This is a genomic window from Secundilactobacillus kimchicus JCM 15530, assembly GCF_001433995.1.
GTDB lineage: Bacteria > Bacillota > Bacilli > Lactobacillales > Lactobacillaceae > Secundilactobacillus > Secundilactobacillus kimchicus.
Genome location: NZ_AZCX01000004.1, coordinates 143,075 through 166,157 on the forward strand (window position 1 = coordinate 143,075; position 23,083 = coordinate 166,157).

General features: G+C 42.0%; 27 protein-coding genes, 1 other RNA gene and 1 pseudogene. 17 read left to right on the plus strand and 12 right to left on the minus strand.

The genetic code is table 11. From position 1 onward, the window contains the following. Window positions 1-44 precede the first annotated feature (44 nt). Window positions 45-827, minus strand: a complete 783-nt coding sequence (locus tag FC96_RS12740; protein WP_082593416.1) for a helix-turn-helix domain-containing protein — start codon at window positions 825-827, stop codon at window positions 45-47. Window positions 828-982: 155 nt separating this feature from the next. Between FC96_RS12740 and FC96_RS12745 the strand changes: the two genes are divergently transcribed. The 8 genes from FC96_RS12745 (at window position 983) to FC96_RS06905 (ending at window position 4,841) form a co-directional block, all read left to right on the plus strand. Continuing rightward, window positions 983-1,207: a helix-turn-helix domain-containing protein gene (locus tag FC96_RS12745; protein ID WP_338055565.1), complete on the plus strand. Its 225-nt coding sequence runs from the start codon at window positions 983-985 to the stop codon at window positions 1,205-1,207. A gap of 13 nt (window positions 1,208-1,220) precedes the next feature. Then, a complete protein-coding gene (locus FC96_RS06875; protein WP_054660687.1) occupies window positions 1,221-1,868 on the plus strand; it encodes a BRO-N domain-containing protein in 648 nt (215 codons plus the stop codon). A gap of 13 nt (window positions 1,869-1,881) precedes the next feature. After that, the gene (locus tag FC96_RS06880; RefSeq protein WP_054660689.1) at window positions 1,882-2,166 is read left to right on the plus strand and encodes a MerR family transcriptional regulator; all 285 of its coding nucleotides are present in this window, start codon (window positions 1,882-1,884) and stop codon (window positions 2,164-2,166) included. 325 nt (window positions 2,167-2,491) lie between these two features. Further along, window positions 2,492-2,794 (plus strand): hypothetical protein, encoded by a 303-nt coding sequence (locus tag FC96_RS06885; RefSeq protein WP_156403181.1) that lies wholly within the window; start codon window positions 2,492-2,494, stop codon window positions 2,792-2,794. Continuing rightward, the gene (locus tag FC96_RS06890; RefSeq protein WP_054660693.1) at window positions 2,794-3,066 is read left to right on the plus strand and encodes a hypothetical protein; all 273 of its coding nucleotides are present in this window, start codon (window positions 2,794-2,796) and stop codon (window positions 3,064-3,066) included. The genes FC96_RS06885 and FC96_RS06890 overlap by 1 nt, the downstream gene beginning before the upstream one ends. A gap of 2 nt (window positions 3,067-3,068) precedes the next feature. Further along, entirely contained in the window at window positions 3,069-3,464 is a 396-nt protein-coding gene (locus tag FC96_RS06895; protein WP_056942484.1) for an HTH domain-containing protein, read from the plus strand. Continuing rightward, window positions 3,461-3,808, plus strand: coding sequence for a hypothetical protein (locus tag FC96_RS06900; RefSeq protein WP_054660697.1), 348 nt, complete (start codon window positions 3,461-3,463; stop codon window positions 3,806-3,808). Before FC96_RS06895 ends, FC96_RS06900 begins: the two co-directional genes overlap by 4 nt. Window positions 3,809-3,893: 85 nt before the next feature. Continuing rightward, window positions 3,894-4,841 carry a helix-turn-helix domain-containing protein gene (locus FC96_RS06905; protein WP_056942485.1) on the plus strand — a complete coding sequence of 316 codons (948 nt, stop codon included), beginning with the start codon at window positions 3,894-3,896 and terminating at the stop codon, window positions 4,839-4,841. 1,250 nt (window positions 4,842-6,091) lie between these two features. On the opposite strand, the gene FC96_RS06910 is transcribed toward FC96_RS06905, so the two are convergent. Then, entirely contained in the window at window positions 6,092-6,325 is a 234-nt protein-coding gene (locus tag FC96_RS06910; protein WP_054660701.1) for a hypothetical protein, read from the minus strand. A 342-nt stretch (window positions 6,326-6,667) separates the two neighbouring features. Here FC96_RS06910 and FC96_RS06915 point away from each other — a divergent pair, with 342 nt between their 5' ends. From FC96_RS06915 to FC96_RS06925, 3 genes are all read left to right on the plus strand, one after another. Continuing rightward, the gene (locus tag FC96_RS06915; RefSeq protein WP_054660703.1) at window positions 6,668-7,012 is read left to right on the plus strand and encodes a hypothetical protein; all 345 of its coding nucleotides are present in this window, start codon (window positions 6,668-6,670) and stop codon (window positions 7,010-7,012) included. Beyond that, window positions 7,005-7,490 carry a hypothetical protein gene (locus FC96_RS06920; RefSeq protein WP_056942486.1) on the plus strand — a complete coding sequence of 162 codons (486 nt, stop codon included), beginning with the start codon at window positions 7,005-7,007 and terminating at the stop codon, window positions 7,488-7,490. Before FC96_RS06915 ends, FC96_RS06920 begins: the two co-directional genes overlap by 8 nt. Before the next feature lie 73 nt (window positions 7,491-7,563). Further along, on the plus strand, window positions 7,564-7,881 hold the full coding sequence (locus tag FC96_RS06925; protein ID WP_156403182.1) for a hypothetical protein: 318 nt from the start codon (window positions 7,564-7,566) through the stop codon (window positions 7,879-7,881). Between the two features lie 282 nt (window positions 7,882-8,163). Here FC96_RS06925 and FC96_RS13275 read toward each other — a convergent pair. The 6 genes and pseudogenes from FC96_RS13275 to FC96_RS06945 all read right to left on the minus strand — a co-directional run. Then, window positions 8,164-8,601 (minus strand): annotated as a pseudogene (locus FC96_RS13275) (transposase); the annotation flags it as partial. A 27-nt stretch (window positions 8,602-8,628) separates the two neighbouring features. Next, window positions 8,629-8,907 (minus strand): IS3 family transposase, encoded by a 279-nt coding sequence (locus FC96_RS13280; RefSeq protein WP_082593424.1) that lies wholly within the window; start codon window positions 8,905-8,907, stop codon window positions 8,629-8,631. 379 nt (window positions 8,908-9,286) lie between these two features. Beyond that, complete coding sequence (locus FC96_RS06935) at window positions 9,287-9,478, minus strand: helix-turn-helix domain-containing protein (RefSeq protein WP_054660709.1); 192 nt, start codon at window positions 9,476-9,478, stop codon at window positions 9,287-9,289. Between the two features lie 1,081 nt (window positions 9,479-10,559). Next, window positions 10,560-11,273, minus strand: coding sequence for a class I SAM-dependent methyltransferase (locus tag FC96_RS06940; protein ID WP_056942487.1), 714 nt, complete (start codon window positions 11,271-11,273; stop codon window positions 10,560-10,562). A gap of 372 nt (window positions 11,274-11,645) precedes the next feature. Continuing rightward, window positions 11,646-12,018: a transfer-messenger RNA gene (gene ssrA / locus FC96_RS12755) on the minus strand. 54 nt (window positions 12,019-12,072) lie between these two features. Next, window positions 12,073-12,846: a Cof-type HAD-IIB family hydrolase gene (locus tag FC96_RS06945; RefSeq protein WP_056942488.1), complete on the minus strand. Its 774-nt coding sequence runs from the start codon at window positions 12,844-12,846 to the stop codon at window positions 12,073-12,075. 127 nt (window positions 12,847-12,973) lie between these two features. Between FC96_RS06945 and FC96_RS06950 the strand changes: the two genes are divergently transcribed. The 5 genes from FC96_RS06950 (at window position 12,974) to FC96_RS06970 (ending at window position 18,398) form a co-directional block, all read left to right on the plus strand. Then, window positions 12,974-13,666 carry a C39 family peptidase gene (locus FC96_RS06950; protein WP_056942489.1) on the plus strand — a complete coding sequence of 231 codons (693 nt, stop codon included), beginning with the start codon at window positions 12,974-12,976 and terminating at the stop codon, window positions 13,664-13,666. A 29-nt stretch (window positions 13,667-13,695) separates the two neighbouring features. Continuing rightward, complete coding sequence (locus FC96_RS06955; RefSeq protein ID WP_056942490.1) at window positions 13,696-14,511, plus strand: response regulator transcription factor; 816 nt, start codon at window positions 13,696-13,698, stop codon at window positions 14,509-14,511. After that, window positions 14,508-15,962 (plus strand): sensor histidine kinase, encoded by a 1,455-nt coding sequence (locus tag FC96_RS06960; protein ID WP_056942491.1) that lies wholly within the window; start codon window positions 14,508-14,510, stop codon window positions 15,960-15,962. Before FC96_RS06955 ends, FC96_RS06960 begins: the two co-directional genes overlap by 4 nt. A 147-nt stretch (window positions 15,963-16,109) precedes the next feature. Continuing rightward, complete coding sequence (locus FC96_RS06965; RefSeq protein WP_054660715.1) at window positions 16,110-16,970, plus strand: GRP family sugar transporter; 861 nt, start codon at window positions 16,110-16,112, stop codon at window positions 16,968-16,970. An 81-nt stretch (window positions 16,971-17,051) separates the two neighbouring features. Then, window positions 17,052-18,398: a glucose-6-phosphate isomerase gene (locus FC96_RS06970; RefSeq protein WP_054660717.1), complete on the plus strand. Its 1,347-nt coding sequence runs from the start codon at window positions 17,052-17,054 to the stop codon at window positions 18,396-18,398. An 86-nt stretch (window positions 18,399-18,484) separates the two neighbouring features. Here the strand turns inward: FC96_RS06970 and FC96_RS06975 are convergent, their stop codons facing one another. Then, complete coding sequence (locus FC96_RS06975) at window positions 18,485-19,003, minus strand: CvpA family protein (RefSeq protein WP_054660719.1); 519 nt, start codon at window positions 19,001-19,003, stop codon at window positions 18,485-18,487. A 140-nt stretch (window positions 19,004-19,143) separates the two neighbouring features. After that, the gene (locus FC96_RS06980; RefSeq protein WP_056942492.1) at window positions 19,144-20,184 is read right to left on the minus strand and encodes a branched-chain amino acid aminotransferase; all 1,041 of its coding nucleotides are present in this window, start codon (window positions 20,182-20,184) and stop codon (window positions 19,144-19,146) included. A 176-nt stretch (window positions 20,185-20,360) separates the two neighbouring features. On the opposite strand from FC96_RS06980, the gene FC96_RS06985 reads away from it, so the two are divergent. Beyond that, a complete protein-coding gene (locus FC96_RS06985; protein WP_056942493.1) occupies window positions 20,361-20,690 on the plus strand; it encodes a hypothetical protein in 330 nt (109 codons plus the stop codon). 146 nt (window positions 20,691-20,836) lie between these two features. Here FC96_RS06985 and FC96_RS12895 read toward each other — a convergent pair whose 3' ends face one another. Further along, a complete protein-coding gene (locus FC96_RS12895; RefSeq protein ID WP_156403183.1) occupies window positions 20,837-21,001 on the minus strand; it encodes a hypothetical protein in 165 nt (54 codons plus the stop codon). A 299-nt stretch (window positions 21,002-21,300) separates the two neighbouring features. Next, the gene (locus FC96_RS06990) at window positions 21,301-22,455 is read right to left on the minus strand and encodes a tyrosine-type recombinase/integrase (RefSeq protein WP_056942494.1); all 1,155 of its coding nucleotides are present in this window, start codon (window positions 22,453-22,455) and stop codon (window positions 21,301-21,303) included. Between the last annotated feature and the right edge of the window lie 628 nt (window positions 22,456-23,083).

The window sequence follows — 23,083 nt, forward strand, 5'->3', positions numbered from 1 at the left end:
TCAGCGCCAGCCGTGAATGGTATGTATGCATGAAAATTTATGATTTAGAACGGTAGACTATCGAATGAAATTGTCAATGAAGCGGGCTCGACATCCGGTTTATAGGCATTATCAAAAGAAAAGCTAAATAAGAAATGTATTGACTTGAAAGCGTTGGCAAAGCTTTTCCGCGCCTCTTGATCAAGGTCGTTAATACCCTGTTCGGCCAGGTACGCAATAACTTGGGAGCGAAACAAGTCTGTCGTTTGATTCATAATCTCATTGGTAATGGCTGATTGAAAACTGGTAGGCAACTCTTTGTCCCAAAGTTCTGTAAAGCCGTCCAAGTCTTTTGTGTATGAATCGTTATCTTTGGTGTGTCCGAGCAATACATCAAATTCAAGATTTGTGTCGTATAAACTATCTTCAGAGCTAAGGTACATGTAATCGAAATCTTTGATCTGTCTGATAGTGAGGTCAAAGGTGCGTTCCCGAAAACCGGTGGTCTCTCTGATGAAACTTTGTTTGAGAAACCCGTCAATTTCGATTCCTTTGATAGTGAAATCATTTAGTACATATGAATCGTTAGGCATGTTCAGGTTAGTTTGAATATTGTCCAAAGTAAAATCTGGTGAAAATTCAACATCGAAAGGTAAAAACTCGAAAAATTCATTAGGGGAAACATTTAAATACTGACAGAGCGTATTAATGGTTTCCAGTTGAATCATCTTACTAGTATTTGAAGTGATAGAGTTCAGAGTTGATCTGGCGATTCCTGTATCTTTGGATATTCTGGAAGCCTTTAAATGTCTTTCTGCAATCAAAATGCTCAAACGGTTAGCAATCATAAGTAACACCTCTTATGAAAAATTGTAGCATAGGTACTACGAGATGAGCAATAGCCAAAAAAACAAAGCATTACTTGACAGCTAATTTTGTAGCGTATACAATTTCATTGTAGTATTAATCGAACAATAAAACGATTAGCCGAAAAATATTGGGGGTGATTGGTTTGAATAATAGATTTTCAACAATTTTAGGAGCACGGTTGATAAGCATTACCCAAGTTCATGAAGAAACGGGTATTTCCAGATCAACTTTAATTAGCTTGTATTACCGTCGTTCTAAGAACGTGAAATTAGATACATTACGCAAGCTGTGTGACTATTTAGAAATTCCATTATCGGAGTTGATTGAGTATACACCTAAAAAATTGGTACATGAATAGGGAGGACTAAGACATGAAAGTTGAAGAATGGAACGGTCACCGCATCCGCTTTATTGATTTAAATGGAGACTGGTGGGCAATAGGAACTGATGTAACGGATGCGTTAGGTTATACGAATGGACGAGACGCAGTAGCAAGGCATATTTCTAATGAGGATAAGAATACAGTCGTGTTTCACGACGGTAATCGAGGAAACCCCCGTAAGGTGGTGGTTAATGAGTATGGAATTTATGACTTGGTTTTATCTAGTCACTTGGAAGAAGCAAGGCCATTTCGCCGGTGGGTTCACTCAGTGATCAAGGAGTTACGTGAAGCTGTGGGCTTGGAATCATATCAGGCGTTTAAAATGGCGGACGTTGAGCATCAAAAAGAAGCAATGCGCCAGCTAAACGAGGGACTAGGAAACGCTCAACCGGTTGACTTCATAAAGGCAAATACAATCGCCAATAAGGCAATTTCAAATCAATATGGCAGACCTAAAATGATTCCCAAGAAAGAAATGTCACCGGCAATGCTCGCTGATCGTGAGGCTGTATTGAATGACGTTGTTAGCTTAATGGAAACGAAAGAACGTTTTGGCCTTAATTTACATGTGAGTGAGATTATTTATTCTCGTGGCTATCGCAAGGTGACTTTGCCAGTCCACACGCCAGCAAACTAAGGGGGGATTTATCATGAGTGAACCACTAACGGTACAACTACCACAAGAAGCATCCGATCAACTAAAGTTGCAAATGGTGGCTTTATTAAAAGAAGCCGTTATTAGCGTACAAGGTAAGGCTAAAGAAAGCGGGGAATGGTTGCGCGGTAAATCGGCAGTCGCGAGATACCTTGGTTGCTCATCTGAGACCGTCAGTAAAATGGTCTTGAACGGCTTGAATCCGCATATGATCCCGGAAGCACCAAACATTTATTTCTTTAATCGCCGTGAAGTTGATGAGTATATCTTGAACGCCTAGTGTGATTGCAAAACAAAAACGAATGCCAGCCGTGGACGGGTAATCACATTGGGTAGAAAAGAGGTAAGTTGCAATGAGTATTTTAGATTTGATTCTGTTTGGATTGATTGGTTCAACGTTATTCGGCGTTATAACCGGTTATTGGATTGCACAAGTTAAATAGAGACGAGGTAAGCATTTTGGAGAATGGACGCAAAAAAGCCCGTGCTGTAAGTTTGGACGCTACCAGCACGGACTAACGAAAAGAGTTATGACAAAGCGCTTTTCGTTTTCCATTTTACATGATGCTTTCTTATTTTCAAAAGAAATTAAGGGAGTTTTTAAAATGTTGACAGATATTGATGTACGCCTTATTAAAAGCAAAACAGTTAAAATTGCAGATTTAGCAAACGAGGCTATGGCCTTAGCAAAGCTTATGAAAGAACCACTGTTGGTGCATTGTAGGGAAGCTAATGTTGACCTGAACCAGTTATCAGCGGATGAGCTTAAAGCACGTATTTACAAATTTGGTGATGTCTTATACAACTTGAGCCAAATAATGCCGGTATTTCGGGAATTAGGATTAAAAATAGAGGACAATTCTGCACAAATTGGCAGCTTTTTTGAAGATGATGAGGTGAACGACTAATGACTTATTCGCACATGGATAGATTGAAAATGAAAGTCGGTCAGTTAATCGGGCTTACTATGCTGTTAACTAAGGCGGCTGAGACTTACGAAAAACCGGAATATTGCTTAACGATAGCTCAACACGAGGAACGAGAAAACGAGCTGGGAATCGCATTGAGTCAGGTAAGGCAAACATTAGAAGTGATTAGTGATTTGGCTATGGACGTTGACGATCTGGCTGGACATATGATTAGCGCGGGGGAAGTGAAAACCAGCAAGGAAGAGGTGTGAGGATGCGGAAACTTGTTAAAATGGATTTAGCGGTTCTTAAATGTTTACACGTTGGTGCAACCTCAAAAGTCACCATGAAAGAGTTGAAGTTACGTACTCAAATGAGCCAACGGGCTATCTATGATGCCATAGAGGTTTTACGAGCGTCAGGAATCCCAATTATGGCGAGTCGACAGGGAAATAACGGTGGTTACTTCATTGCAGAAACCGAGAACGAAAAACAGGCGGGGATAGCTCAATACAAGAAGCAGATAGCTACTGAACAACGTAATTTAAAGGCGTTACAGCAGGCTGAGTTATCCGGGTGGCAAATGGCCTTAGAGGACGATAAAACATCACAGAAGCCTAAAATAATTGTGGCTGTGGATCAGGCTAGTGACGAGGAGGAAATTTCTTGAACGATCCACAAGAACAAGTTTTGGGTTGGTCAAGGCAGGCTAATGAATTGATCGAGCGTTATCGCCAACTAGCCTTTGGTTATCGGCAACTAAAACGCCTCAAAATAAAGTTAGACTATCAGCCGAAAACAAGCGCACTAGAAGTGACGAACTTCAATAGAGTGGTTGACCAGTTGGCGGATGAATACACGGCGTGGAACTCAGCATACACAGCCTTTATTGAGGCCGTTAAAGCACTTGGTAACGATAAAGTGGATCCGATGTTAAGAGAACATGCAGGGTATTCTTTAAACCGGGTGACCAATTATGCGAAAGCACAAGGTGAGTTATGGAATTTTGCGTGACTTGTAAATTTAAGCAGTTGTAGCGGGATCGTCTAGTGCGTTCCCGTTTTTATGTACTAAGCAGTAATAAGTTGAGGTGAATTATATGGCAGATACAACGGGCAGTATTTCGGGGTATGGCTACATTTTGAAACAAGTCTTTGAAGCCGAATTAAGCCGATCAGCTCGGTTACTATTCTGCTTGTTAACGGTGTTTGCGGATAGCGATACATGGCAGGCATACCCTAACAACAGATTAATTACAGGTTACTTACGGATGAATATTAAAACGTTCCGCCGTGCTCGTACGGAATTGGCTAACTTAGGCTATCTTCAGTTTGAACATCAAGGAAGCACCACTTTGTATACCTTGACCCTTAACCAAGCTAAAATCGGTCAAAAAGGGGCGCACAACGGCTATGGTTACTTCCCTAAGCTCATTATGCTAAATAACCATTTATCAAACAATAGTAAACTAATATACGCGTTTCTAGCTTCGCACGCTGGAACTAAGGGAATAGCGTGGCCGAGTGTTGGGAAAATGGTGTCGCAATTAAAAATGAGTCCTAAAACTTTCTACAATGCACAACGGGAATTGAAGCAGGCGGACTTTATCAAAATAGATCGTCGGTATGACGGCCGTGTTAATCAGACTAATGTGTACACCTTAATTGCGAATCAAAAGGTGGTCGGCAATGTTGTTGAATTAGATCCGTGGTTTAAAACGAATCGAAGTTTGCTTGCACCAGCTTATTACGAACTAGCCTATCAAACACCACTAACCGTTCAACAGAAAAAGCAATTGCAACCGTTCATCCGTGAACATGGTGATCAATGGGTTAATATGGCAACCTTTTACGCCCGGAAATACGGGTTTCAGTACGCTTATATTTATGAGGTAGTCAAGGATTGGCAAAGGATGCAATTACAGACTCCTGATGATGTGGTGGACTGGATGTCTAGATATAGTGTTGACCAACAAGGTGACGACCATGGCATACCCGAAGACCGGTTTAAAGATTATTTATTATCTTTTTTCGCTGACAAAGTATAACCGCCTGCTTGTCGCCAATGACGGTAAGGGGTACCAATTCTGTCAGTACCAATTCTGTCAGTACCAATTCTGTCAGTGGTAACAGAGTAATATCTATAATTACCAAGTTTTTAGAAATGACCAGTGTTTATAAATCACCGAGTCAATAGAAAGTTAAAACGCGCATTAAAGGGCAACGCTAAAATCCAGTGCGTTTTATGACTAAATAATGTGCTTTTAACCACTGTTGATGATGTGAGGTAAGTAGATAAGGTCATAGCAATTAGTAGGGTTGTTAAATGCGCTAGGAATGCGATCGCTATGCGTTGGCATTACGTTAGTTATGCGTACGCAATGGCGTAGCAATAGGATGCTTATTATTGTGGGGGTTATTGCTTACATTAATCGGGTTATCGGATGCAGAAACCCGGTTTTGGTGGGGTTATTGTCTACATTAACAGAGTTATTGCCTACAAGAACCTACCTTGTGTGGAGTTATTGGAGCTGGTAGTCGGTTAGGTAGAGGTTGCAACTGATTAGAAGTTGTATCTTAGGCTTCACGGAGGCCATGTAAAGTTGGCAGGCAGATTTCATAGCTACTAGTTGGGCTACTAGAAGCGAAAAAAGTAGCTCAAGCGGTTACCCAACCAGTAGCTTAACCAGTTACCCTACTTCAATTCAATAAAGTGGGTCAACTAGAGGGAATGGCGAGGGTCAACAACAGGGTCAGACTTTTAACTAGCCACGACCGTAGATCATAATTCGCTGAGTGATGTTCATATTGAACGGCAGTCCGGGTAGCACTCCGAACAGCACTCAGATGATAACCGGCAAGCAATCAGAGTTCGCTGTGAAGTGCAGGAATTAAATCGTTAAATTTGCATGGTAAACAGGTATAATTACATTGAAACTGCTTGATTTAATCAAGCTAATTTATTGTTTGAGAGAGGGCAGGAGGAATTAAGCTGCACGAGGTTTATTTGAACCAGATTGTCAGCATCACTAACCAACAGATATAGTAACGAGCAAGATTTGATCAAAGTGGTAAGGGATCAGAAAAACTTAGAATTTTACTGTTGAAATATTGGCTAAAGCAATTTGAATACATTGACAAAGCATAACAAAAGGCCAGTGCGTTTACACTGGCCTTTAACTTGTTTATGGAACGGGGCTGAGGAAACTGATTAGATATTCAGAGGCTTCTACAATAATAAGCATTGATAAGTTTATATATGATAATATTTAGAAAAATGTCATTATATATCAGCTTATCAATAAACGATTATTTGATAACGTTCTGAATTACCGACAGTGCGCACGTTAATTTCAGTATCGTTGTTGAGTACATCACCATCATACCAGAAACGATTATGTGAGTGTTTGGGAAACTCGAACACATAGCGTAGACAGTCGGCTTGCTTTTGTACGTGCATATAAGCTTGTTCCCCATCTGAAAGTTTAACCGTTTGTTCACTGACACCAGCCCGGACGTAAATTTTGGTCATTTAATCACCTCCTTTTCCATCCATGTGCATGATATACCAACGTTTTTAAAAAGAAAAGATTTAGTTTTTAAAGCAATCGTTGGTAAATATCAAAACTTGTTAGAGAAAAAGGTTCTTGTCGCAGACATAGAACGGTTTAGGCAATAGATAAAGTTCAATATTTGCAATAAAATGAATTATATTCATCAAAAAAACAATAAGATGAATATTTATATCCCAAATAAGTAGTACGTTTGGTAACAAAAAAGCCACCTCGGGTAAGGTTACCGGCAGTAATAAGTTGATTAAGTCAAGTATATCTAATTACTGAGGGTTTGTCTATTCTTGTCGGAGGTGGTTTTATTGGATCAGAAACTCATGCAACAGTTCAATACACTATTAAAATGGTATCGAGATCATGGCTATTTACTAGAGGCTGATTCAGAGCAGGGTGATCTGTTTCGGTTAGTTGATACGATACTAAGAAAGGCGTTTCAGTGTTTACCGAATCAGTTGCAACCAATCTTTGTTGATTACTATGTTCAGCACCTTAATAACATTGATCTGTTTGACCAGTTAGCTATCAGCCGATCACAGTTTTATACTCGCAAGCAAGCTGGAATTGAAATGTTGGTTGAGATTGTGGGACAGGCCAAGTTGTCCGAACTGTCGAGAAAAATTAGTGCTGGAGAAGTTGTTAATGGATAGTCTAGATGAGAGTCTCATCCGTGAGTACATGCACTTAGACCGGAAACGATTCAGGATACTCAGGCAGTTGGATGTGATCAAGGCCATGTTTTGGCAACAGTCATTTATGCGAAGTCCTTTAGATGTTGACGAAGCTGGCAATCCTAATCGGATAGTCCGGTTTGATCACCAAATTGATGCGATTATTGATATGGAAAGTCTTGTCTTTCAGACTAGCCAAGAACTGGCGTTTAAACATACTCATTGGCAAAGATACCTGTCTAGCTTGTCTGATCAAGAGCGTGCTTATATCGTGAGAAAATACGGTTCAAACGAGCAGTTGCTAACGGATGAGGACGTTGATCAGCGAGCGCTGAACCAGTGCAACCAAATTGAAGAAGCAACGGCACATAAGTTTGGGTTGGCGGATGATATAGCCGTTGAGGTATCTCAGGACGTGTCTGCAATGATGAGGCAAGTGTTAGGCATGATTTCATAAAGGGGGATAGGCGCAAAAATGCGCACATGAGTTGATGAAACCAATTTATGGACAGGAGTGGAGCACGAATCAAGTGCGTTATTTCTTACGACGCTGGTATGAATATGATCAACACATTAATGAGCTCAGCGATTTTGATAAACAATGCGTCATTCAGCTCTATGTCAGGTTGTCGTATTTAACGGAGGATGAACGCCAGTTACTCGCAGAACAGTTTCATAAGCCAGTCGATCAGATACCAACAGACCAAGCGCAAGCAAAAGTCAAAGGCATTGATTTTAAAGCATATATTCGCATCCGTTCAGAACTATTTAGACGGCTTAGAACTTATCGGCAGAAGCCATTTAACCGCGATAAAGTGTATAAGGACTTAAAAGGGTTAATAAGTTAGTGTCTGCCTACTGGTAGGCAGTACATTGAGGTTGTGTTAGAAATATAGACTAAGTTTATGTGGAAATTTAGGAGGCCTTAAAAAGTCATAATGTTTATGTCGATAGTTAACATTAGTTAACAATTTGGGACTTACGGTGAAACCAACGATTCGCTGCTTCTAACAAACACCTAACAGGTTTAATACGACGGGCAAATTTGCAAGCAAAATGGCTGAAAATTGACTCACATAAAACGAGTTTTAAGACACCTTGAAGTGAACCCCAAAATTTGGAGTGAATAGTTAAGCCGATAACTGGTCGGAATGTTTCGGGCATTCAACCGGAGTCATTCCGGCCAGTTTTATTTTGATTCTTTGGTGATTGTAATAATAGACGAAGGCTTCGACGACCGTTTTAAGTTCCGCGTATGTCGAAAAGTGATGGTTATGCACGGTGCCAACCTTTAAAATATGAAAGAAACTTTTAATTGACGCATTGTCCAGGCATGTGGCCTTGCGGCTCATGCTTTGGAAGATTCTGCCTTTCTTAAGAGTACGTTGATAATTCGGATTTTGATACTGAACTCCCCGATCAGAATGCACCGTCATCCTATACCCAAGATTTGGGCGTAACGCAATCAATTCTTTCAATGGTGTCGTGACAAACGACACCGTTAGTGAAGGACTGATCCCCCAACTAATTACTCCACCACTGTGAAGATCCATATATGCGGTGAAGTAGGTTCGTTCATCAGTCGTTGCGTTACCTCATCTAAGTTCGGTTACATCAGTCATAATCTTCTGGTAAGGTCTGTCTGTCATAAACCGACGGTTTAATCGATTGGGGCTGAATACTACAGTTCCCACATGCGAATTGTATTTCTTAGTTCTCCTATCGAACGCATGACAGAGTAAGTTATGAGCTTTCATGAGTCTTGATGTCGTTTTATGATTGATTTCGTAACCATTGTGTTTCAGGGCCTCAGTCATAGGACGATAACCGCAATCTTCATGTTCTGATCTAAGTTGTTTTATCGTTTGAACCAATTCTGCTGAATCTTCCTGATACGTTCATTGCTTTGCGTCATGAAAGTTATTGCTAGACATTTTCGTAGCTCTCAAAATAATTACCAACCTGATTTCTAATTCACGCCTCAGCTCAGCTATTAGTTGGGCTTTTTCTTGGTTTGAGATTGTTTCTTCTTCAGAGCCAAGGCGTGCAATTTTTCCAAGTAGGCGATCCTAGCTCTTAGATAATCAACTTCGTCTTTGCGTTTGTCTGACGTTTCTTTATACCGTCCTCTGCTGTCGTTTAGAGAACTTAACTGCCCTTTCTAGGAGCTTGCTCCCATTGGAAAATAATCGCGGGAGCGGCAACGTTGAAGTGTTCCGCGGTTGCTGGGAGTGAGGCATTGTTATCCATGCGTCATCTAATAACGTTCATTTTAAAGGAATAATCATACTTTGTCTTGTTGGATCTCTGGTCACTTAAAGCTGATTTACCAAGCTTTTCGAATTTCTTGCGCCAAGCGTAAACGGTCGCAGTTCCGTTGATACCATACTTCTTCATAACTTGAGAAAGGGACATATCTGCGTTCAAATCTTGAATAGCTTTCATTATTCTGTTCCACTGAAAAGTGCATACTAAAACCCCCTAAGTTTGGATTACTCCAACTTAGGGGGTTCGCTTCACCTTAAAAAGGCGAGAATTTTTTATTGACGTTCAACGGCAACAGCTCAAGCTAGTTAAATCGGCATATTTTGTGCGACTAAAAAGCCACATTTCTAACACCCTAAAAAGATGACGTTTACTTAGACTGGATGTTGACAATTGTTGACTTTTTGAGAGTTACCCCAGAGATTTCCGCCACGCTTAGATGAATGATTTTTCATTTTCAAACGGTAGGGCGTTCCTAAGTACCAATAAATTCCAACAATTTGAGCCATCTATTTCTACAATTTTTACACCACCTAAAAAGGCTAGCTTTCAATTTTTTAAAGGATCATCCTAACGTTTCTCACACCCTAAAGAGGGCTAAATAACAGCATCCGCATGAAGCGAACGCCCTAAGAAACCCTAAGATTAGAATGCGAGGAAATGATAAACATTTTCAGTTAGTCGAACAGGCAATTTCATTGATACAAACACTAAGAAATACTAAGCTAACAGGTTAGGTTTTGTAAGGGTGCATATCGGGTTTAATGTCTGGGGGTTGACAGGGTAAGTAAGGATGGGACTCCCTAAATTAGGTGCGACAAAGTGCGAAAGTGTCCCAACGAATTTAGGAAGTGGCGTTACCATTAAACGGAACAGCGTTACCAATGAAAAAGGGTGCAAAATTCAACACTGTTGCAACATTTTTGAGAGCTGATAATATGGGATAGCATAAAGGCTTAGACCGTTTCTGACAAGGCTTATAGAGCCTTAGTACCCTAGTAAAACTTAGTATGTAAATCGTATGCAGCAAGCCTTGAATGTCGGCATAAAAGTAGCTTGTGGTTGTTGAAAAAAGTTAAGGTTTTTGCAAGTAGAATGTTTTTAAATGTTGATGTTTACAGTTCCCAATTGTTAGCAAATGTTAACAATTTTTGGCGGGGTTTCAACGAGAAAGACTGTAACTTAATATAAGTATTGAAACACTTTAAATTTGTGAAACAAAATAAAAAGTACCTCCTTGTTTAGGGATGAAGGTACTTTTTCAGCGGACTGCGGTAATGATAAACGATGGAGCCCACGGGCCACCCCACCAACCATTGAAGCCAGCTTTGGTTACTTTAATACTTTTAAATCCATATTTTTCTAAATAACCAGTGTATTCCCGCTCTTTGCGTCCTGTATCAACGATAATCAATTGCCCGTTGGGTTTAAGAACACGGGCAATTTCAGACAATGTTTGATTGCGATTACTAGCAGGTTTTACATTGTGGATAGAAAAACTCGCCATGACACCATCAAATTGGTGATCTCCAAACGGAAGCTTACGCATATCAGCTGTCAGTACCTTAACTTTATTTTCAAGTGAATTTTTTTTGATGCTATCAGTAACTGATTGCTGTGAATTAAACGTTTGGTCACGAACACTCCATATGTCGATGCCGGTCACATGCCCAGATTTTAAGTGTTCGGCCAACTTGAACATTACTAACCCATTTCCACATCCAATGTCTAAATATCGTCCGGAGGGGTTGATAGACTCATTTTGTAACAAACTATCCCAAATATTGGCCTTTCCTTTCAGACTGGTTCTTAGAAATATCGTTCCGCAAACAATTAACCAAACGCCACCAATCCAGTTACCAATTGAGTTCTGAATAGAAATCGGTGGAACTAGTCCTAATACCAAGATGACTATTCCGCCAGCACAGAAAAGAAGAGGTACTAGTGGGGCATCAATGTGTTGTTTAATTAACATAAAAAGCTCCTATCCCTATAATTCATGACGAGAAGCCTCTAGTGGCTTCTCTTATTTTGCTTGCTTTCTCTTGATTCTGTAAAAAATGATTCCTTCAAGCTGTTCACGTTGTGTTTTTTAACTTATACTATTATAGCAGTATTTTATAAATATGAAAAGCTCTCTGAATGTGTTATATCAAATGAGGGTCAAAAAAGAGCATCCGTTAGGATACTCATCCGCTCACGACTGGCTATTAATATTTGGTGGCTACGTGGCTACCGATTTGGCTACCTTTGATACTGAATAAACGAGTATCAACTGAATATGTGAAAAATAAAAACCTTGTTATATCAACGCTTTAGGCGTTATCTACAACAAGGTTTTTGTATACAATGGAGTCGGCGGGAGTCGAACCCGCGTCCAAGCATATTGCCGCCCGGATATCTACGTTTATAGGCAGACTACTTAAAATTCACTGCACAAACCGCCGCCTGTCAGGGCAAACCATGAACAGCTAACCTGATTAGTCTCTTCTATTAGCTCCAGGTGGAAGCCGCAAGCGTGAGCCTACTATAAGGTAAGACCCGTATCTAGCCCGTAGGCGAGGCTAGGCGGATCCTCGTTAAGCGCTTATTAGGCAGCCAAAGCGAGAGAATTTGAACTGTTTTTTGCAGTTAAAATTTAGGTGGGACTTTTAACGTAGATTCCCGCTACGAAACGCAATCCAGACTCAACCTATACCTGTCGAATCCATAACGACCCCGTTAGAAACAAACTACATAATAGCATATCTGCAGGGGTTGTTAAAGCAATCTGATTAGATTAAATCGAAATGTTTGAGCCCGTTCACAATTCCGTGGTCGATATTCGCCGTTGTGACAAATTCAGCGTAGGGTTTCACGTGTGGGAGGGCGTTTCCCATCGCAATGGGATGATCCACAAGCTCAAGCATCGAGATATCATTGTTCCCGTCGCCAAACGCGTAGGTTGGGACACCTTTAAATTGGGGGCGGTTAAGCAACTGTTTCATGCCCGTTTGTTTAGAACCGCCTTTAATCACAATATCCATACTGTAGGGTGTGTTGCGATAAAACGTGAAGTCATCAGCAAAAGTTTGCTGGTAAAGCTCATCATTGTGGTCAGTGAAAACGATCATCATGTAGACGGCAGCCGTTTGCCAAAACTGATTATCGACAGCTGGTACGGGACTGTTCACGTGGTCGTATGCTTGGTCAGCCACTTGAGAGGGTTTATTGAGGCGGGCTCCCTGATCATTCAAAGCGGCAAACGCATCACCGGTTTTCTCGGAGGTAAAGGTATCAAATTGCTGCATTAATGCCAAGTCGAATCGGGCTTCATAGATGGGTTGACCATTTAAGATGACATAGTCACCGTTGGCTGAAACGACGGAGTCAATTCCCGTCTGGGCCATGATGTCGCGAATTTCAAATAGGTTTCGCCCACTTGAAATGACGGGTAGTACATCATTCTTGCGAAGTACGTGCATGGCTTCGATAACATCAGCGTCCAATTTTGTCTGTGCATTTAACAGTGTTCCGTCAAGGTCGAAGAAAGTGACCGCCTTTACCATAAAAAATCCGTCCTTTCGAATCGTTAGATTACATCGATTGTAACATAGTCACTTGTGAGTCATGGATATTTGTGTAATAGAGATGGGTTAAGTATAATGTGATTAGCGGTGAAAAGGGGGTATTGAGATGAACTCGAACGTGATTGCAGACGAGAGGGCGCGCCCTTTTTTTGTGAAAATTAAGCGATCACCCTCTGGCCGAAATTTTATTAGTGAAGCTCGGGCCTCAGAGGAGTATTTTGTCCGCCCGGAGACATTGCCTGAAATTTTGTCAAACCAGGAAATTAAAACGACTGAAATTAGATTTTACGGGAAACATTTATGGTACCATGCAGAGTTTGAAGGTCAATTGGTTGGTTGGGTGAAAAAGGCAGCAATCAAAACCAACTATCGACGGTTGGACGTTCCGCTTATGGCGGGTGACAACGATGTTGCCGGTGCCCTGTCGATGTTGCTAGCTTACTTTGATAAACCATTCGATTACGATGAGTTAGTGACCCAATTTAAAGACCTCGACACGACCGCCGCCCAAGCAAAAATCGGGGATACGATCCGTTATTCTGGCGCTGTTTCTCGTGATATTTCTGGCGCGACACTGAAAACGTTGAAGCGCCAAATTGATCGGGGACGGCCGGTGATTGTGATGATCGCTGATAGTAGCCAGTCACTGTATGCGAGCCCGCGATTTGTCGTTGTAACAGGTTACAGTCGTCGAAATATTTTTTATAATGACGCCGTTTTGAATCGAAAATTAAAAACGACCAACCAAACGTTAAAAAAAGGATGGCAAGGTAGCCAATTTTACGCAATTAGCTGTTAAATGAAAGTTCATTGAAAGATGGTGAAAACATGAAACTGATGATGATTGAAGATAACGATTCGGTAATCAAGATGATGAAAATGTTCTTTGAGAAAGAGCAATGGGATGTCACCGTGGTTAAGGATGGTAAAGAAGCCCTTGAGCTATTTGAAAAATCGCCCGACGCTTGGGACATGATCACCTTAGATTTAAACTTGCCTAGCATGGACGGTATGCAGCTAAGTGGTAAAATTCGAGCTATTTCTGACACGGTTCCCATCATTATGCTCACTGCTCGAGATTCCGAGAGTGATCAGATATTGGGCCTTGAAATGGGGGCCGACGACTATGTCACGAAACCGTTTAGTCCAATAGCGCTGATGGCGCGTATCAAGGCGTTAGATCGGCGAGTTAAAGTGGGACAAAAAGAGCGCCAAGAAAAAGCTGAACCGGTTAAGGGGACTACTGCTGAGTCACTTGAAGCGCCCAAAGAAGAAGCGACTGATGGGGTCATTACAACTGACCATTTTAAGCTGGACAATAACACGCGCGAGGCTTACTTGAATGGCCAATTGATTGATGATTTAACCCCCAAGGAATTTGAACTGCTAAGAACCTTAGCACATAAGCCCAAGCAGGTTTTTTCACGCGAACAGTTGTTACAGCTTGTTTGGGATTTTGAATACTATGGCGATGAGCGAACGGTTGATGCCCACATTAAAAAACTTCGCCAAAAAATCGAACGCGTTGGCCCACAGGTGATTCAAACTGTTTGGGGCATCGGATACCGGTTTGATGACTCGGATATTTCAGATACCGACGCTAAAGACCCGGCAACTAAAAATTCAGGAGCGGACCAATCATGAAGCTGATCTACCAACAATTGATCGGCTTTTTTGCGGTTATTGCCACCGTTTTAATTCTTCTAGGTCTTTCTTTCGGACGAATGACGCGGGATATGGTTTATCAAACGAACTGGACGAGTTTGGAAAAATACGCCAACAGCTTGATCGAACAATCGGTTAAAATTTCGGGGCAGAATGGGGAACGAGTGACTTTTGATTCTGAAGCCCTTTTAAATAGTGAGGTACTGCTGCGCAATCAATCGGTTCACTTCACCATTTTTAACGGCAGTAACGCTCCGGTGTTTCCTAATAACGTGTATATTTCAAAAATTAATCAAACGGATTGGAAAAAACTTCAGCAAGGTGACATTGTCAAAAAAGTATCTGACCGCCAAATTAAAATGGCGAACGGGCAAAATGAACCGGCAATGACGGATGTATTAAAACCCTATTTCTACACGGATGGGCACCATAAACGCCACCTTGTTGCGGTGGTTAAAGTTGGCACGTTTATTTCAAACATTAATGCCAATATTTCTCGAATCAATTCGAACCTAGGTAAAGCGTTGCTGGTGGCTTCACTCGTGGCGCTGTTGATTGCCTACGGCGTTTCGCGGTATCTCACGCTTCGATTGAATCGGCTGAGGCAAGCTACCAAAAAGGTCGCACAAGGCGATTACTCTGTCCGATTGGATAATGCTGGTCGAGATGAAATTGATGATTTGGCAAATGATTTCAACAACATGGCGCGATCGCTGCAGGATTCCGAAGAGGAAATCGAGCGACAGGAGGAGCGTCGCCGGGCGTTTATGGCGGATGCAGCTCATGAGATGAGAACGCCGTTGACAACAATCAATGGACTACTGGAAGGATTAGCCTACGATGCTATTCCCGAGGAAAGTAAAGCTCACAGTGTTGAACTCATGCGAAGTGAGACCAAACGATTGATTCGGTTAGTGAATGAGAATTTGGACTATGAAAAAATTCGGAATAATCAAATTAAACTGGTCAAACAGGAATTTAACGCTGTTGAGGTGTTGCGTAACGTGACGGAACAGTTGCAGTCAAAAGCAGCTGATAAAAACGACCGACTTCTGTTACACGCCGCTCAAGATATTGTGGTGTGGGCGGATTATGATCGGTTTGTCCAAGTTATCTTTAACATCGTTCAAAATGCAGTTCAATTTACTCAAGACGGTGAAATCGATATCGTGGCCCAACGGGGCTTTGAAGAAAGTATTTTTAAAATCTCAGATACCGGAATCGGGATGAGCGAAGATCAGCTGGCTAATATCTGGGAGCGTTACTATAAAGCGGATCCGTCTAGGACAAGTACGAAGTATGGCGAATCCGGACTCGGATTAGCGATTGTCCACCAACTTGTTTTGATGCACCACGGTAAGATTGAAGTGACAAGCAAGCTTGGGGTTGGGACAACGTTTACCATTATTTTTCCTGATCGGGTTGACTAATAACAGCCGTTTTTCCAGAATAAAAGAACTTTTCGAAGGAAAAGTTCTTTTATTTTGTTCTAAAATCAGTTAGAATAACAAAGATGAAAATAAATTTAAGCGCTTACAACAGCGTTCCAAACTTTGAAAGAACGGAGTGGTTTTCAGATGGCAATGTTTATGGCTGTTATCCCGGCGTTGATGTGGGGGAGTATTGGTCTTGTTAGTGGTAAATTAGGGGGGACCTCGTACCAACAAACCCTTGGGATGACATTCGGGGCACTGATTTTTGGGGCCTTTAGTATTTTTATGTTTCATCCGGTGTTTGATACGAAGATTTGGCTCGTTGGGATTGCATCTGGCCTGTTTTGGGCCGTGGGTCAATTCCAACAATTCCAGTCAATGAAGGCCATTGGAATTTCAATCACAATGCCAGTTTCAACAGGCTTACAACTTGTATTTACCACCTTGGCAGGGGTGCTATTATTCCACGAATGGACAACGACGCGAACCATTTCAGTTGGGACCTTGGCAATGATTGTTTTGATCGGTGGGATTGTGTTAACCTCTCGACGTGATCGTAACGGCCAGCCAGCCTCGCAAGGCGGAAGTTATAACCCGTCAGCCGGGACTCGAGCCCTTATTTTCTCAACAATTGGTTACGTTCTTTATACGGTGGTCGTCCAGTGGTCAGCGGTTGATTCAAAGACGATCTTTTTCCCGCAATCAATTGGGATGGTTATCGGGGCGCTATTGTTTGCTGCGCGAAACCAACCTTTTGGCAAGCCGATGGTTAAAAATATTTTAACTGGGATTATCTGGGGGATTGGGAACCTCTTCATGTTCCTAGCTATCCCAAAGGTTGGATTGGCAATTAGTTATTCGCTCTCCCAAATGGGGATTGTTATTTCGACATTCGGTAGCATCTTTTTGCTGGGCGAACACAAGACACGACGGGAAATGGTTTATGTTACCGTTGGCTCATTGCTCGTTATTGCGGGTGGCGTTCTTCTTGGGACATTAAAATAATTCGGTCTAGGCCATTTCATTTTTTGATTGAATCGGTTATACTAAAGACGAACCTAATAAATTAAAGCGAGGTAAGTTTACATGGCACACATTTCCTTTGATGCTTCGAAACTTGAGAAGTTTGTTCACGATAATGAATTAACTGAGATGCAGGCGCTCGTTAATGCTTCTGACGATCAACTTCGTCAGGGCACTGGTGCGGGGAGTGATTTCCGCGACTGGTTAACGCTGCCTACGGATTTTGATAAAGAAGAGTTCGCTCGAATTAAAGCTGCTGCAAAGCAGATTCAATCAGATTCGAAAGTTTTAGTGGTCATTGGAATTGGCGGTTCCTACCTTGGTGCTAAAATGGCCGTCGATTTCTTGAATGATACGTTCTTTAACTACTTACCAGATGATCAACGTGAATTTCCTCAAATTTTGTTTGCCGGAAATTCACTCAGTCCGTCGTACGTTCACGACCTCATTCATCTGATTGGTGATCGTGATTTTTCTGTTAACGTGATTTCAAAATCTGGAACCACAACGGAACCATCAATTGCCTTCCGTATTTTTAAAGACCTGCTAGTCAAGAAGTACGGTGTTGATGGTGCTAACAAGCGTATTTATGCGACGACGGATAAGGCTCGCGGTGCTTTGAAACAGGAAGCAGACGCTGCCGGCTATGAAACCTTTGTGATTCCAGACGGTGTCGGTGGTCGGTACTCAGTCTTAACAGCCGTTGGGTTATTACCAATCGCTGCGTCAGGAGCTGATATTGACGAGTTGATGAAGGGTGCCCGTGATGCCCAGAATGCTTATACGGACCCTGATTTAACTAAAAATGAAGCTTACCAATATGCCGCTTATCGTAACATTTTATACCGGAAAGGCTATACAACTGAACTACTTGAAAATTACGAACCAAACCTACAGTATTTCTCTGAATGGTGGAAGCAACTGATGGGTGAATCAGAAGGAAAGGATGAAAAGGGAATCTACCCGTCATCCGCTAACTTCTCGACTGACTTACACTCATTGGGTCAATACATCCAAGAAGGCTTACGAAACTTAATGGAAACGGTTATCTTCGTCGACAAGCCAACGCATGATGAAGATATTCCGAAGTCGGATGAGAACTTGGACGGACTACAATATCTTGAAGGCGAAACGATGCATTTTGCCAACACTAAGGCGTTCCAAGGTGTGACGTTAGCGCATATTGATGGAAATGTACCGAACATGAGTGTTCACATTCCAGATCAAAGTGCGTACACGTTGGGTTACTTGATTTACTTCTTTGAAGTTGCTGTGGCGATTTCAGGCTACTTAAACGGGATTAATCCGTTTAACCAACCAGGCGTTGAAGCCTACAAGCAAAACATGTTCGCATTACTTGGCAAACCCGGCTTTGAGGAGCGCGGTAAAGAACTTAACGCGCGCCTGTAATTCTAAGGAATTTGCTACACACTTGAGACGCAATTACCAAATTAAAAACGCTAGTGAATGGTGCACAACACCGTTCACTAGCGTTTTTAATTTTGGTGTTGAAGTGAATTCTGCCATTGGTGTAGAAGTTGCTGAGAAATGACCGGTGTTTTAGTCACAATAGTCTGAGAAAGTTGCGACGCCTGGTATTGGGATTGGACCCAATCATTGGGAATTAAGATAAAAATGTTGAGCGCGATAAAGATGATTAAGTACCGAATAATTAAGCCGACTACAGCACCTAAAAGGCCGTTTAACAGATGAATAACTGGTAGCTTGGTCACTAGGTTTAAGGTCCGTCCAAGCCGCCATAAGAGTGTGTTAACAAGGAAAAACAAAATGGCAAAGATGATGATGGTCATAACTCTCGGGGGTGTTTGCCCCGTTGTTTGTTGGTTTTGGCCGATGGTGTAAATAAAAGTCGTGACGGGTGCGCACGTTAAGATGGCCGCGATCCAACTCAAACCAGCTGATATTAGGCGAACTAGTTGTAAGACGAGTCCAGTTTGGTATCCATAGACCGCACCAAGGGCAAGCAAAACAGCAACAATAATTGATAAAATCATAGATAGGCCTCGTTTTTTGAATTGGATTAATTATAGCGGCATTGTTGCTTAAAATGGCCATTTTTATTCAAACTTTGAAAAATGTTTGAGAATTCTTTGCAAACAAAAAAGCGCTCAATATAATGAGCGCTTTTGCAAAATTAATCTAAATCAACTTTTTGAATCCAACCCTCAGGAGCCTTAACATCGCCAAATTGAATCCCTGTCAGCGTATTGTAAAGTTTTTGGGTAACCGGGCCGACCTCAGTTTCACTATAAAAGACGTGGAGGTGGTCCTGATATTCAATGCCCCCAATTGGCGCGATGACAGCGGCCGTTCCCATTGCCCCAGCTTCGGTGAATCGGTCAAGTTTGTCAATGTAAACGTCGCCTTCAATTGGTTTCAAACCAAGGTTATGTTCGGCTAGGTAAAGCAAGGAGAACTTCGTGATACTTGGCAAAATGGAATCAGATTTTGGTGTGACGAATTCATTGTCTTTAGTAATGCCAAAGAAGTTCGCTGAACCCGCTTCTTCAATCTTGGTGTGGGTTGCGGGATCCAAATAGATAACATCCGAGAAGCCGGCTTTATGGGCTTCATCACCTGGCAATAAACTCCCGCCGTAGTTACCCCCAACTTTATTTTGACCAGTACCGTGAGGGGCAGCTCTGTCATAGTAGGACGTCGTAAAGTTAGTTGGCGTTACGCCACCCTTATAATAGGCGCCGACCGGCATTGCAAAAACAGTGAAAATATACTCTTGAGCGGGATGCACCCCAATATTGCCACCAACTCCAATCATGAGTGGACGAAGGTAGAGCGTGCCACCCGTACCATACGGCGGAACGTAATCTGCATTCGCCTTAACAACTGATTTGAGGGCGCTTAAGAATTGTGCCTCAGATAGTGCGGGCATCAATAAGCGCGCACAACTCCGCTGCATCCGCTTGGCATTTTGGTCTGGTCGGAATAACTGAATCTCACCATCTTTAGTGCGATAGGCTTTTAAGCCCTCAAAGTCGGCTTGACCATAATGTAAGGCGGTGGATCCTTCACTAATATGTAGGGTGCTGTCTTCAGTGAGTTCACCCTGATCCCACTGACCATCCTTGTAGTGGGCTATGTAACGATATGGCAAGTCCAAATAGTCGAAGCCTAACGCGCTCCAATCGATTTCTGATGCTTTAGGTGCTTTTGCCAAAAGAACCACTCCTTCTTAAAAGTAAATAAATTAAAAAGTCAACGCGTTTCTAATTGATTTTTAATTTATTTTAGCCTGCTTTGAATAACGTGTCAAGAGACAGTCAGGTCATACCTGACGAAAGGCGGAATTTTTGGTATAATAACCCCAACAACATTCAGGAAGGATGCGGCGTTGTGGCTAGTAATTCAGATTCGATTTATAACGTATTAACGTATATTAAACGGCACCCAGACCGGGTTACGTTTAAGCCATTGGAATATGGAAATGTTGTGACAATGGGAATCGATGATCAGGTGCCCGTCGCCAATCAAGATCTCTATTTTCCGGTCAATCGACTGAGCGTTAACCTAATGACAGATGATTTTGTTGGTGAGTACAGCAGCCTGTTAGATTATTTTTTCAACATGACACAAAATACGCGGCCAGACTACCATGAAGTGTGGATTACCACGAGCCACATCGTAGATCAGCATTTGTTTTTGGTTGAGATCTCATTTGAATAAATGGCCGACTCAGCCGCTACCATTCAACCGATTATCTCTGTGAGCGTTAAAGAGCAGCCCGCATTTTTTGACGAGACTACCGTCAACGGCGGTTCGCTAAAGGTCGCGTTTTTGACCTGTTTAAGGACATGATTGAACAAGGCTGGTCATGGTGTCACAAACGCTTTGCAAAACTCAATAAGCGAGTCAAAAGCGACCGCTTCGGCATGGTGCCGTTCAGTGACAACTTTGCCATCGACTTTAATGATAACCGTGTCATCAGCCAACTCGACAGCACAGGGTAGTCCGTAATCATTATAATTTTTGGCCATTTTAAAACCTCCTTTTCATTCAGCTACGCAAGAATGTTGAGGGGGATTTTTTAATTTGCGGAGGCGAGCGGAGGTTTAGAGGTCATTTTGGGGTCGGCCTCCGCTAAAACCTCCGCTCTCATTATTTTTGAGTGTGTTTGAGAGCACAAAAAAATACCCTGAATCGCCGTATAACGGCATTCAGAGTATCAATTGTTTTTCCATATTGTTGAGAAAATCACCCGCACGGTGATTTTTAGGTCTTTAATGTCGCAGTTTAAAAGAGATTTACGTACTTTTAACTCCCCTGTCATGAAAAATTAGCTGTTTTTTGAGTTCTTTTTTGTAAATGGTTCACTTAGAACAGACATAGCTTTTCGATCCGATTCACCGTTCGTTTTTTCCACCAAGTGAACGTAATTATTTAAAGTGGTTTCCAGTTTTTTGTGTCGCAATCGGTGTTGGACGTAGGGAAGTGTTTCACCATCTTGAATCAACACACTGGCATGTGTATGTCGCATAGCGTGACTGGTAACCACTTTAATCCCAAGTTTAGTACATAAATCTGCCAGTGCTGAGTTAACGCCGGAGTTGGTATTTATTTTGCGTAATTTTGAGAAAAATACTAATTGTTTCTCGTTGATTGTATCATAGTCCAACCCAATGTCATTGAAATAATTCACCATCTGTTGCCTAAAATTTTCTAGCATAGTAGCGTAAGGTGGAGCAATGGTCACTTTACCATCAGCCTGCCCGTTGCCTTTAGTTGGCCCAAGTTTTTGTTCCCGTGGCACCCATTGTTTGTTAATCGTGACAATGTGGTTGTTAAAATCTACACAGTCCCACGTCATGCCAGCGGCTTCTTCAAACCGGGTTCCCGTTTGAAGTTGGAACAAGAGCATTGCGTAAGACATGTGGTCGGGACCAGCATTCTCAATTAGGTAGGGTAGCAGTTTGTGGTAGTCGTCTAAGTCGAGATACTTTTCTTCGGTTTCTTGCGGTTTTTTACCAGTAATTTTAACTCGAAAAGTGAAATCCTTATAGATGACATTGTCAGCAACAGCATCTTGAACGGCAGCTCTTATCTGGCGGACGAGTTTTTGGGTGTAACTGATCCCATGGCTTTTTCCAAAACCATTCACAAATTGTTGGAAATCGTCACGGGTGATTTTTCCAATTGAGGTGTCATGAAAGAATTTTTCCACCCAATCTGCGATCAGCATGTAGGTGTCATGGGTGTGGGCACTAACGCCGTCGGTCTTGTAAATTTCAATCCAATGCCGATAGTAGTCGATAAAAGGTTGATCGGCTTGCTTAAGGTTAGCGCCAGTTCCAAGTTTTGCTTTGTTTTCCGATTCCCACAAACGTGCTTCAGCTAATCTTGCAAAATTTTTGGTTTTACGATGCTTTTGGCCATTTTCTTTATAGCTTACTCGGGCCTCATATTTGCCACTTGAAAGTTTACGGATTGCCAAGGTTTCGGCTCCTTTCTATCAGTGTAATAGATGCCACCAGTGGCGTTTGTAGCGGACGGATGGCACGACGATTTATTGTTTATTCTGTAGGACTATTATTAATCTGTATTACGTTTCAAATTACCAAAATAATCTTCTGGAGCATCCTGAGGTTTAGCCGGTGACCAATGCTGTGAATGCCTAATATCAGGGCAAGCGTTGGGATTGAGGCAAACATAGCGTACTTTATAGGGGTCTTCAATAATTATCACACGATCATACTTTCCTGTTGTCGATACGGGGACGCAGTCGCTATGTTTGAAACCAAAAACATCTGTGAATTCCATTTTGTATTTCTGCCTGTGCGTAAACTGGGGAACAGGCAGTACCTCCTTTTTAGAAATGTTATGGTAATCCTTCTAAACCAATTGGGGTAGGCGAGGTAACAATAGAATGTATAAACAACGACGCAGACGTTAATTACATTTGATAAGACTGTTCGTGGCTGGGTATACGGTGGTAATGTAAAGGGTACTTTTGCTGGTGGTATTAAGGACTTTGCTACTACTACTGACGCAACTGCACCTACTGGCGACCAAACTGCTAATGATGGCGCACAACTTTGGAACGCTCCAGCATGGACTACTTA